At 69.7% G+C, this 12,062-nt stretch carries 8 protein-coding genes; 7 read left to right on the top strand and 1 reads right to left on the bottom strand.

Going from position 1 to position 12,062, the window contains the following annotated elements; all coding sequences use genetic code 11:
- Nucleotides 1-48 precede the first annotated feature (48 nt).
- Nucleotides 49-2,331, top strand: a complete 2,283-nt coding sequence (locus JKJ07_RS01310; RefSeq protein WP_236028156.1) for a putative bifunctional diguanylate cyclase/phosphodiesterase — start codon at nt 49-51, stop codon at nt 2,329-2,331.
- 85 nt (nt 2,332-2,416) lie between these two features.
- Nucleotides 2,417-3,859, top strand: a complete 1,443-nt coding sequence (locus JKJ07_RS01305; RefSeq protein ID WP_202989286.1) for an alkaline phosphatase PhoX — start codon at nt 2,417-2,419, stop codon at nt 3,857-3,859.
- On the opposite strand, the gene JKJ07_RS01300 is transcribed toward JKJ07_RS01305, so the two are convergent.
- Nucleotides 3,828-4,211 (bottom strand): flavodoxin family protein, encoded by a 384-nt coding sequence (locus JKJ07_RS01300; protein WP_202989285.1) that lies wholly within the window; start codon nt 4,209-4,211, stop codon nt 3,828-3,830. The genes JKJ07_RS01305 and JKJ07_RS01300 overlap by 32 nt on opposite strands.
- 76 nt (nt 4,212-4,287) lie before the next feature.
- On the opposite strand from JKJ07_RS01300, the gene JKJ07_RS01295 reads away from it, so the two are divergent.
- The 5 genes from JKJ07_RS01295 to JKJ07_RS01275 all read left to right on the top strand — a co-directional run bounded on the left by JKJ07_RS01295 (nt 4,288) and on the right by JKJ07_RS01275 (nt 11,974).
- Complete coding sequence (locus tag JKJ07_RS01295) at nt 4,288-4,911, top strand: carbonic anhydrase (protein WP_202989284.1); 624 nt, start codon at nt 4,288-4,290, stop codon at nt 4,909-4,911.
- 96 nt (nt 4,912-5,007) lie between these two features.
- A complete protein-coding gene (locus JKJ07_RS01290) occupies nt 5,008-5,805 on the top strand; it encodes a hypothetical protein (protein WP_202989283.1) in 798 nt (265 codons plus the stop codon).
- Between the two features lie 824 nt (nt 5,806-6,629).
- Nucleotides 6,630-6,806 (top strand): hypothetical protein, encoded by a 177-nt coding sequence (locus tag JKJ07_RS01285; protein WP_202989282.1) that lies wholly within the window; start codon nt 6,630-6,632, stop codon nt 6,804-6,806.
- A gap of 5 nt (nt 6,807-6,811) precedes the next feature.
- Nucleotides 6,812-9,970: an LCP family glycopolymer transferase gene (locus JKJ07_RS01280; protein ID WP_202989281.1), complete on the top strand. Its 3,159-nt coding sequence runs from the start codon at nt 6,812-6,814 to the stop codon at nt 9,968-9,970.
- Between the two features lie 96 nt (nt 9,971-10,066).
- The gene (locus JKJ07_RS01275) at nt 10,067-11,974 is read left to right on the top strand and encodes a glycoside hydrolase family 15 protein (RefSeq protein ID WP_202989280.1); all 1,908 of its coding nucleotides are present in this window, start codon (nt 10,067-10,069) and stop codon (nt 11,972-11,974) included.
- The last annotated feature ends 88 nt before the right edge of the window (nt 11,975-12,062 follow it).

The following is a 12,062-nucleotide window of genomic DNA, read 5'->3' as shown; positions in this document are numbered from 1 at the left end:
ACCGAATACCCGCGCAGTCCGGGGCCTGCTGCACCGATCTTGGAGGTTATGGCAGAACTGCGTGCGCGCCCGTCCCGGCTGCTGACCGCCTCCGTGTGGGGGTCGGGCGCCGTGCTCGCGACGATCCTGGTGCAGTACGTCACCGGGTGGGGCAGCGACGACCAGGCGAAGCTGCTCAACGACGTGGCCTACATCCCGGTCACCCTGTTGACGGCGGTGCTGGGGTGGCGGGTGATCCGCAAGAACGGGCTGGACCGGCGGGAGCGCCGGGCCTGGATCCTGCTCGAGGTCTCCTTCGTGGCCCAGGTGGTGGCGCACGCGGCCTCGCTGGCCCAGCACTACCTGCCCGGCCTGCCGTCGTATCCGGCCCTGTCCGACTACGTGTACTCCACGGCCATCCCGTTCGTCGTGGCCGGCCTGCTCGTGATGCCGGTCGGGCAGCGCAGCGGCTCCGAGCGCCTCAAGCTGGGCATCGACTCGCTGATCATCGTGGCCGGCGCGTGCATGGCCCTGTGGTATCTGGAGATCGGCCCGCTCGTGCAGATGCCGGGGGCCGACCTCGAGGTGCTCGTCTTCTCGACCGCCGTCCCGGTGCTCGACCTGCTGCTGGTCTTCGCGTTCATCACCCTGCTGCTGCGCCGCCCCGAGATCGACTCGGTGATCGGGCTGCTCAGCGGCTCGATGGCGCTCAAAGTGATCGCCGACAGCACGTTCACCATCGCGTACGTGCAGTTCGACACCTACTTCCGCCCCGGCAGCTGGCCGTACGTGCTGTGGGCCGCGGGCGCCTTCCTCTCCCTGCTGGCCGTGCACCGCCGCCTGCAGCACGACGGCCTGGGCCAGGGCGTGCACCAGGGCCGCCGGGGCCGGCTCGGCTGGCTTCCGTACGGGGCGGTCGCCCTCGCGTACGGGCTGATGACCTTCGTCGCCCGCGAGCAGACGTTCTATCCGCTGGGCGGCATGATGTTCGGCGCGGTCGTGCTGACCAGCCTGGTGATCGCCCGGCAGATGTACGCCCAGCGCGAGAACCGCCGCCTGGCCGTCACTGACCCGCTGACCGGGCTCTACAACCGGGCCCTGATCGCCGAGCGGCTGGCCGAGGTGACCCACCAGCCGCCGCGCAAGGGCCGGTACAGCGCCGTCCTGCTGATCGACCTCGACCGCTTCAAGCCGATCAACGACGCGTACGGGCACGAGGCCGGCGACGCTGTGCTCAGGGCGGTGGCGGCCGCGATGCGGGCCGTGATCCGCTCCGGGGACACCGCGGGCCGGCTCGGCGGCGACGAGTTCGCCGTCGTGCTGCCCGCCCTGCCCAGCCCGGCCGCCGCCGAGGGCATCGCCCAGCGGCTGGTCGACGCGCTGCGCACGCCGGTGATCTTCGGGGACCTGGTGCTCAGCGTCGAGGCCAGCATCGGCGTCGCCTTCCACGACGAGACCACCACCGACATGACCCAGCTGATGGCCCACGCCGACGCCGCCATGTACGCCGCCAAGCGCTCCGGCCGCGGTCACTTCCGCGTCTACAACCTTGAGCTGGACACCCAGGCCCGCGACGCCGAGCTGCGCCGCGCGGTCGAGAACGACGAGCTCGTCGTGCACTTCCAGCCCGTGGTCGACCTGCACGGCGGCGACCGGACGGCCGTCGAGGCGCTGGTGCGCTGGAACCACCCGACCCGCGGCCTGCTGATGCCGGGCGCCTTCATCGACCTGGCCGAGGAGACCGGCGCGGTGATCCCGATCGGCGAGTGGGTGCTGCGCGACGCGTGCCGGCAGGCGGCCGGGTGGCGCGCCGAGCACCCCGGCCTCGACGAGCTGTACGTGAGCGTCAACCTCTCCGCGCGGCAGGTCGTGCAGGCCGACCTGGTCGCCACGATCCGCGACATCCTCGACGAGACCGGGTTCCCGGCCGATCGCCTGGTGCTCGAGCTGACCGAGAGCGTGGTGCTGCAGCCCGACGACCAGACCGTCGAGCGGCTCAACACGCTGCGCGAGATGGGCATCGGCATCTCGGTCGACGACTTCGGCACCGGCTACGCGGCGCTCAGCTACCTGCGGACGCTGCCGGTGACCGTGCTCAAGATGGACCGCTCGTTCGTCACCGGCATCGACACCGACCCCGGCACGTACGCGGTCGCCGAGGCCGTGGTGCGCCTGGCCCAGGCCTACCAGCTGTACGTGGTGGCCGAGGGCATCGAGACCGCCGAGCAGGCCCGCTGCCTGGTCGAGATGGGTTGCACGTACGGGCAGGGCTATTACTTCGCCCGCCCGATGCCCGGCTCGGCAGTCCTCGAGCACCTCGTCACCCGGGGCAGCGCGACCGTCACCCCCTGAGGCACGCGGACTCTTCACACCCGCGTCGCCGAGCCCTCACCTGAGCGGCGTATCGGTGTTGGTCCATGACGGTTGGCTGATCGGCATGCCTGCTTCTCGTCGCACTTTTCTCGCCGGTGGCGCCGCCGCCGGTGTCGGTCTTGCCGTTGCCGGTTCCGTTCCCTCGCTGGCCCAGGCCCACCCACTTAAGAAGGACCGCGTCCCCTTTCCCCCGCTCGTCGCCGACCCCGACGGCATTCTGGCCCTGCCCACGGGCTTCAAGTACGCCATCGTGACCCGTACGGGCGTCACCAAGCTCGACCGCGGCCAGGGCGTCACCCCCTCCGACCACGACGGCATGGCGGTCTTCGACGCCGGCCGCGGCCGCGGCCGCTACACGCTGATTCAGAACCATGAGAACGACCCCGGCGCCGAGTTCGGCGTGCCGCACATCAAGGGCACCGTCTACGACCCGGGCGCCCTCGACGCCGGCGGCTGCACGGTCATCACCACCGACCGGGCCGGCCGCAACCTGGGCGAGTTCGTCGCCATCTCCGGCACCGTCTCCAACTGCGCCGGCGGCCCGACCCCGTGGGGCACGTGGCTGACCTGCGAGGAGACCGAGGACCGGGCCGGCGACAAGTGGGAGGAGGGAGGCCGTACGGGCGTCTTCCAGAAGGACCACGGCTACGTCTTCGAGGTCTGGTCCGACGGCACCACCGACCCGCGGCCGATCAAGTGCCTGGGCCGGTACGCCCACGAGGCCCTCGCCATCGACAAGGACCGCACCCACATCTACCTCTCCGAGGACGCCGACCAGCCCAACGGCCTGTTCTACCGCTGGACCGCCCCGCGCGGCGTCAAGGTCGGCCCGCACGTGCTGACCCGCCTGCCCGCCAACGCCGGGACGCTGGCCGCCATGCAGATCATCATGGACGACGGCTCGGTCCTGCCCGACGTCGCCTACCTGACCTCGGCCCAGCTGGGACGACCTTTCCCCGTACGGTGGATCGAAGTCCCCGAGCGCGACGCGCGCACCAAGCCCGTCCGTGAGCAGTTCACCAACGACCAGGTCACCCGCGGCCGCAAGTTCGAAGGCGTGTGGGGCACCGACGAGGGCGTCTACGTCGTCAACTCGTACGCCTGGGAAGACGGCGAACTCCCCGCCGACGCCGCCCCCCACGACGGCATGGTCTGGTTCTACAACTACCGCAACGAGACGATCCAGCTGGTCACGTACTTCCCCCACCAGGTCACCGCCGAGGAAGGCGCCCCCGCGAAATACACCGACCTGACCTTCGACGGCCCCGACAACGTCTCCGTCACGCCCTGGGGCAGCCTGGTGCTGGCCGAGGACGGCGCCGGCGCCTCGCACGTGCTGAGCTCCTTCCCGGGCGGCCCCACGTACGCGATCGCCCGCAACGAACTCAACGACTCAGAATTCACCGGCCCCACCTTCACCGACGACGGCCGCGTCCTCTTCGTCAACATGCAGGACCCGGGCCTGACCCTGGCCATCACCGGCCCGTGGGAGAAATACCTCGGCTGAGCACTCCCGTCTCCTTTGACGTAGCGGAGTGTCCGGCGGCGAAGGTGTGGGTCACGGAGGCGACGCGGCGGCCGATGTGGCGGGCGGTGTTCAGGTCGGCTCTGTGTGCTGCGTCGGGGCCCTGGTCGTTCCAGGACTGGGCGCCTGCGCCGAGGTAGAAGCCGAGACGGTTGTCGTCGTGCTCGCTGGCCACGGTGGTGTTCCAGCCGGGCAGCAGTCCGAGGCTGATCCAATGCATGCCGTGCTGGGCGGCGAGAAGCGACAGGTATTGCAGGGTGTGCAGCTTGTCGCCGCTCATCGAGCCGGAGTTGGTGAAGCCGGCGGCCAGCTTGTCCTGCCAGGACTGCTGCATCCAAGGTCCGCGTCCGCTCGGCGATGAAGACCATCCGCCGCGTGCCCGCGGACGCGCCGCCGGGTAGCTTGGCCGCGTGGCCGATCTCAGTCCTTCCTCCCCCGCCCACGCGTACACCGTGCTCCTCGAAGGCAACTCCCGCTTCGTCCGCGGTGAACGATTGCACCCCAACCAGGACGCCGACCGCCGGGCGAAGTCAGCACCCGGACAGCGCCCGTTCGCGGTGCTCTTCGGCTGCTCCGACTCCCGTCTCGCCGCCGAAATCATCTTCGACCGGGGGCTGGGCGACCTGTTCGTCGTACGCACCGCCGGGCACGTGGCCGGCGCCGAAGTCCTCGGCAGTATCGAGTACGGGGTCACCGTGCTCGGCGCACCACTGGTCGTCGTCCTCGGCCACGACTCCTGTGGCGCTGTCACCGCCGCCAGTGACGCCGAACGGGGAGGCGTCGCCCCGCCCGGCTACATCGGAGACGTCGTCGAACGCGTGATGCCCAGTGTGCTCGCCGGGCGCTCGCAAGGACTCACCGAAGTCGACGACTTCGTCGACGAACACATCCGCCGCACCGTCGCAGCACTCGTCGGGCGCTCCGTCCTGCTCGCCGACGAGGTGTCCGCGGGCCGCTGTGCGGTCGTCGGTCTGTCCTACCGGCTGGCCGAGGGGACAGTGACTTGTGTCGCACAGCGAGGCCTGACGGCGTGACGCAGGAGAGCCGGCGGCCGTCGTCCAACGCGTTGACATGTACATCGGTCACCGGGAACGCTTAGGCGCAATCAAGATGTGAGAGGTTCTCGGCAGGTGAAAAGCACTTCCGCTTCCCGGCGGATCCTGGTGGTCAGCGACGGCAGTCGCCTGCCCCGGGGATCCGAACTGAGCGCCGTGCTGGCCGGCCAAGCCCACCGGCTCGAGGATCTCGGATTCGACACGTCGACGGCGCAGCTCCGCGCCGGTGACCTCGTCGCGTCCGCCCATACTCTCGGCGCGGTACGCGGCGATGTGTCCGCCTTCTACCTCGTGCACACCGAAGCCGACCAGGCCTGGCGAGTCCGTCAGGCCCTCGAACACACAGGGCACGTTGTCGTCACCGACGACGATCTTCGCGCCGTCGTGGCGGCCGCCCACCTCCTGACGGAATTGCATCGGAGGAAATGGGCGATCGATCGAAGCGCAGTGGTGGTCGCCGACAGCGACGAACTGCCCGCCATCGGCGCCCTTCTGACCGCCATCGGCATCCGCAACATGGTGTTCTGGCGACAAGCCGACGCGCCGGCTGTTCCCTTGGAGCAGGTGACCCAGGACGCTGCTGTCCTGCTCGATCTGCGCGCAGCACCAGCGCCGCACCCCCGAGCCGAAGGCCACGACGGCCCCCTGGTCATCAGACTGCCGGCTCTCGCCGACGCCCTTCCAGTCCTACCGGGCCTGCTCATTGCTCTGAGCGAACGGGCCGGGCGTCCACAAACTGTCCTGGCCGCGACAGCTCACCTGCTCGCGACCACCGCAGTTCCCGGCATGCCGTTAGCCGCGCCCGGCACAGCGCTGACCGACGAAATCGCCTGGGCAGCCCGGCAGACCTTGTCGCATCCGCCAGGACTATGACTGCCGCTGCTGCCAGCGGCCGCCGACCGAACCGTCCCTGCCGCCGCCGAGGCCGGACTCCGGCTTCGGCCTACACCGGTAGTTCGTCGGGCGCGCCTCCGGCCATACGACGTGTGCGGCGCGGGCAGCTCCCGGCGCATGCCGGCTGCGGTGAGCGGGAGATACCGATTCCGATAACTCGATGAGGCGCACCGCGCGACGCCGTCGGTGCCTGCCTCGGCAGAGACATCCGGCATCCAAAGCCGTCTGGCGATATTCGCCCGCGTGTACGTCGTGAAGCCGGCCCTGTATGTCAGCCTCCTGCTGATCGCCGCCGAGCCGGGCTGGAGACGCGATATTGCTGCGCGGCCGACTCGGCCAGGGGTACTTGGCCTTTCCTCGCATATCTGCGCGGCCCTCGCCGGCGGGAATGTCTGCCCGGAGCTCTCGGCGAGTCTGGTCAAACACTTGGGGGTGACCTTGGGCTTCACCCATGTATCAAGGACGCGCGGCCTCACCTAGCGTCGTCAGCGGGTTAGCCTCGCGATGAGCGCTCAGCTTCGTCGAGCCCCGATAGGTGAGTGAACGACGCCGGTGTGCTCCGCAACAGTGGGGCCGGACTTGAACCCCCGGCAGCACTGACCTCGACGAACAAACCGCGCAGGCGAACAGCCCCACAACATACCCGCAGCTCGAGTCATGATCGATTGTGTCCGGAGGGGGACTTGAACCCCACACACGTTGGCGCTGAGGACCTGCGACCGGACCGTGGGGGAGGGCACAGTTTTTGGGAGGCGGGCGTTGACCACCGTCGTTTAGGATCGCTCGGCACAGCATGGGGGATCATGAGCGACATCGATGACACTCGGCGGCTGCGGGTGGCGCAGAAGCCGGTTTTTACTGACTGGCGGGGGTTGCGGCGGCGGGTGGTCGTCGCGATTGGGATCGTGGTGGGGACGGCGTTGGCGGGCTGGCTGGTGCTTATCGTGGCCGGCGTCCTGCTGGCGGCGAGGAGCGGCTGACCGAGTTGCCGCGACACCGCAACACCGGGCGCCCGCGGGCGCACTGGTCGATCTTTGTGCTGGCCTTGGCGGCCCTGGTAGCGACGCTCTTCCTGGATGACTACGCCCGTGAGACGGGTGGCGGCACCGTGCCGCCGGGAGAGACCGAGATCGTCGAGCGCGGCTCCGCCGTGGACGGTCCCATCATCCGCGTCGACAACAACCGGGTGGTGGCCGAGCGGCTGCCCCCACGAACGGTGGCGCTGACCTTCGACGACGGGCCCGACCCCGTGTGGACTCCGCAGATCCTCGACGCGCTGAAAAGGCACCACGCCAAGGCGACCTTCTTCGTGGTCGGCGCCCACGTCAACCAGCACCCGGAGCTCGTACGCCGGATCGTGGCCGAGGGGCACCAGCTCGGCCTGCACTCGTTCACGCACCGCGACCTCGCCACGATGTCTGAGCCGAGGCGGCGGGTCGAGTTCGCGTTGACCCGGAATGCCGTCGCGCACGCCACGGGGCTGGACGTCCGGCTGTTCCGGCCGCCCTACCTCGCGTCCCCGGCCAAGGTCGACAAGCGGGCGCTCGACATGATCACCGACGCGGGTAACAGTGGCTACACGACCGTGCTGGCCGATCGGGACACAACCGACTGGCGGCGGCCGACCCCCAAGACGATCGCGAACCTGGCCATGCCGCCGAACACCAAGGGTGCGATCGTCCTGATGCACGACGGGGGCGGGGACCGGTCGAACACCGTCGAGGCCCTTGACCTGCTGCTGCCCCGCCTGGCCGCCGACGGTCGCACCACGGTGCTCGTCCCGGGCGCGACATCCGAGGCCACCACGCCAGCCAAGCTGCAGGGTGGCGCGTTCGCCTTCGTGCAGCGGGGGGCGGGCTGGACCCGTACGGGCCTGTTCTGGTTGATGATTTTCGCGACCGCGCTCGCCGGCACGCGCATGGTCATCCAGGCGTTCTGCGCGTGGCGGCATGCCCGGCGCCGGCGCAAAAACCCGCTTCCCCCGTACGAGGTGCCGGTCTCGGTCATCGTGCCGGCGTTCAACGAGGCGGCCAACATCGTCGCCACGGTTCGGTCCCTGCTGGCCAGTGAGCATCCCGGCCTCGAGATCATCGTGGTCGACGACGGCTCGACCGACGGCACCGCCGACCTGGTGGAAGAGCAGTTTCCCGTACGGGTTCTGCGGCGGCGCAACGGTGGCAAGGCGTCCGCGCTGCGGGCCGGAGTGGCGGCGGCCCGGCACGACATCCTGGTGCTGATCGACGGGGACACGATCGTCGAACCGGACACGATCGGCATGCTCGTGCGCTCGTTCGCGGACCCGGCCGTGGGGGCCGTCGCGGGCAATGCCAAGGTGGCCAATCGGCGGGGCATCATCGGTCGTTGGCAGCACCTCGAATACGTGGTCGCGTTCAACCTGGACCGGCGTGTGTTCGAGATGGCGGACTGCATGACGACCGTGCCGGGGGCGCTCGGCGGGTTCCGGCGGGCCGCGCTCGAGGCGGCGGGTGGCGTGCACAGCGACACCCTGGCCGAGGACACCGACCTGACGATGGCGGTCGTGCGGGCCGGCTGGCGGGTGGTCTACGACGACATGGCCTGCGCCTGGACGGAGGCCCCGGGCACGTGGAAGGGGCTGTGGCGGCAGCGCTACCGCTGGTGCTACGGGACGACGCAGGCGATGTGGAAGCACCGGCACGCCCTGGTCGAGAAAGGGCCGGCCGGGCGGTTCGGGCGGCGCGGGCTGGGTTACGTGGCGGCGTTCCAGATCCTGCAGCCGCTGCTGGCGCCGATCATCGACGTCTACCTGGTCTATTCGCTGCTGTTCCGGCCGCCGGGGCTGGAGGCAGTGTTCTGGCTGGGCATTCACGTGGCTCAGGTCGCCGTGGCGGCGTACGCGTTCCGGCTCGACAAGGAGCCGGCCGGGCCGCTGTGGTCGCTGCCGTTGCTGCAGATCGGCTACCGCCAGCTGATCTACCTGGTCACCATCCAGTCCGCGGTGACCGCGCTGGCCGGCAGTGGGCTGCGCTGGCACGTCTCCAAGCGGACCGGGCGCGCGGCGGCCCTCGTCACCACCAAGGACGCGAAGGCCGCCCGTACGCAGCGCCTCGTCCGGCTGATCCGATTGGGCATCTATCGCGATCCCCGCTGGGCGCGTTGGACCGTACGGGTGGGAATGGTCCTGGTCTTGATCAGTGGCGGAGCGTGGGCGGGCGGGATGATGCTCACCGACCGTTATGCCAACGCGGTGTCGCGGGAGGACCTGCTCGGCGAGGCCGCGGCCTATCACGCCGACCCGGGCTCGTGGAGCCTCGACAAGGCGCTGAACATCCTGCTCATCGGCGTGGACTGGCGGAAGGGCCAGACCGGCATGATCCGCTCGGACACGGTGATGGTGCTGCACGTGCCGAAGGCGAAGGACCGCGCGTACCTGTTCTCGCTGCCCCGCGACACCATCGTCGACATCCCGCCGCTCGCCGACACGGGCTTCCGCGGCGGTCGCGACCGGCTCAACAGTTCCTTCGCGTACGGGGCGGGGATCGAGCAGGATCGTGCACGAGGCGGACGTCTGCTGGCCGCGACCGTGCGCAAGCTGACCGGCCTGCCCGGGCTCGACGCGGCCGTGCTGGTCGACTTCTACGGCTTCTCCGACGTGGTCAAGGCCCTCGGCGGCATGAACGTGTGCGTCGACGCCGACGTGCGCTCGATCCACACGCACAAGCTGTTCCGGGCCGGGTGCCGCAAGATGAGCGGCGAGGACGCCATCGACTACCTGCGCCAGCGCAAGAAGGTGAAGGGCAGCGACTACGGCCGGCAGGCCCACCAGCAGCAGTTCATCGGCTCGATCGCGGCCGAGGCGAAACGGCAGAACCTGGCGGCCAACCCGGTCAAGCTGGACTCGCTGCTGCGCGCGGCCGGGCACGCGATGACCGTCACGACCGGCCCGGCCGAGCCGATCGACCTGGCCTTCGCCCTGCGCGGCATCAACCCCGACCGGATCACGATGCTGCGCACCCCGGGCCACGGCCGCCACGACCCAGCCGGCAACTACCTCGGCGAGGTGCTCGACCCGGCCGCCCAGCAGCTGTTCCGAGCCGTACGGGAGGAGAAGTTGCCGCAGTTCGTAGCGGCCCACCCCGACCTGGTGGGCAAGGCCCTCGTCTGACAGCGCCTTCGTCTCCCCGCGCAGCGGAATGTCTGTTTGCCTCGATTTAGCGGACCGCGGTGGCGGGCGGCGCCGGGCACGACGAGCATCGCCGGTATGAGCGAGGCGCCGTCGCAGCCCTGGGCCCGGAGCCCTTTCCCGCCGATCGCCGACTACGCGTTTCTGTCCGATTGCGAGGCGACCTGCCTGGTCGCCCCCAACGGGGCCGTCGAATGGATGTGTCTGCCCCGGCCGGACTCCCCGAGTGTGTTCACGACCATGCTGGACCGCAGCGCGGGCTCGTTCCGGCTCGGCCCGTACGACGAGATGGTGCCGGCCGCCCGCCGGTACATGCCGGGCAGCTTGATGGTGGAGACGACCTGGCAGACCCGTACGGGCTGGTTGATCGTGCGGGACGCGCTGTGCATGGGCCCCTGGCACAACGTCGACGAGCGGTCCCGTACGCATCGCCGCTCACCCACCGACTACGACGCCGAGCACGTGTTGTTGCGTACGGTCAAATGCGTCAGCGGATCCGTCGACCTGTCGATGACCTGCGAACCCGTCTTCGACTACGGCCGGCGTGAGCCCGTCTGGCGCTACGAGGGCGAGGGCTACGGCGAGGTCGTGGCCGAGCACCCCGACAGCGAGCTCGCGCTGCGCCTGACCACCGACCTGCGGCCCGGCATCGAGGGGCGGGGACTGCACGCCCGTACGAGGATGGTCGAAGGAGACTGGCATTTCGTCGCGCTGTCCTGGTCGGCGCTGCCCCCGCCGCGCACCCTCGACGAGGCCCGCGACCGGATGGAACGCACCTCCGAGTACTGGCGGCAGTGGATCACGCTGGGCGACTTCCCGGACCACCCGTGGCGCAGCTACCTGCAGCGCAGCGCCCTCACCCTCAAAGGCCTGACGTACGCCCCGACCGGCGCGTTGCTGGCCGCGGCGACCATGGCCCTGCCCGAGACGCCGCACGGCGAACGCAACTGGGACTACCGCTACGCCTGGGTCCGCGACTCGACGTTCGCGCTGTGGGGCCTTTACACGCTCGGTTTCGACCGGGAGGCCAATGATTTCTTCTACTTCATTCACGACGCGTGCGGCGACGGCCACGAGCTGCAGGTCATGTATCGGGTCGGCGGCGAGCGCGAGATCGAGGAGGAATCCCTGCCCCACCTCTCGGGCTATGAAGGAGCCTTCCCCGTACGGGTGGGGAACGCGGCCTACAAGCAGAAGCAGCACGACGTGTGGGGCGCCGTCCTCGACTCGGTGTATCTGCACGCCCGTTCGCGTGAGCAACTGCCCGAATCGCTCTGGCCGGTGCTCAAGCAGCAGGTCGAACAGGCGGCCGCGCACTGGGAGGAGCCCGACCGCGGCATCTGGGAGGTCCGGGGCGAACCGCAGCACTTCGTGTCGAGCAAGGTGATGTGCTGGGTCGCCCTCGACCGCGGCGCCCGGCTGGCCCGCCTCTACGACGAGCCGGAATACGCCGGCAAGTGGCAGACCCTGGCCGACCAGATTCACGCCGAGGTGTGCGCCCGCGGCGTCGACGACCGCGGCGTGTTCGTCCAGCGCTACGGCTCCGAGGCCCTCGACGCGTCACTGCTGCTCCTGCCGCTGATGCGCTTCCTGCCGCCGAGCGACGAACGGATCCGGACCACCGTACGGGCCATCGCCGAGGAACTGACCGTCGACGGCCTGGTGCTGCGCTACCGAGTCGAAGAAACCGACGACGGCTTGTCGGGCGAGGAGGGCACGTTCACGATCTGCTCGTTCTGGCTGGCCTCGGCCCTGGTCGAGATCGGCGAGGTCGAACAGGCCCGCAAACTCTGCGAACGACTGCTGGCGTACGCGAGCCCGCTCGAGCTGTACGCCGAGGAGATCGACACGTACAGCGGGCGGCACCTGGGCAACTTCCCGCAGGCGTTCACCCACCTAGCCTTGATCAACGCCGTGATGCACATCATCCGGGCCGAGCAGAGCATGGTCCCCGGCCAATTCAACCCCGCCAACCCAGGCGCGTGACCCCCGCCCACCTCCGCACGAGATCGAGCTCCGCGGCCGGTGGCGCGGACGGGGTACGCCGTTCAGCCTGAATGTTCCCCATATTCGA

Source organism: Paractinoplanes lichenicola (assembly GCF_016785085.1).
Lineage (GTDB): Bacteria > Actinomycetota > Actinomycetes > Mycobacteriales > Micromonosporaceae > Actinoplanes > Actinoplanes lichenicola.
This window is presented reverse-complemented; position numbering and strand designations above follow the sequence as displayed.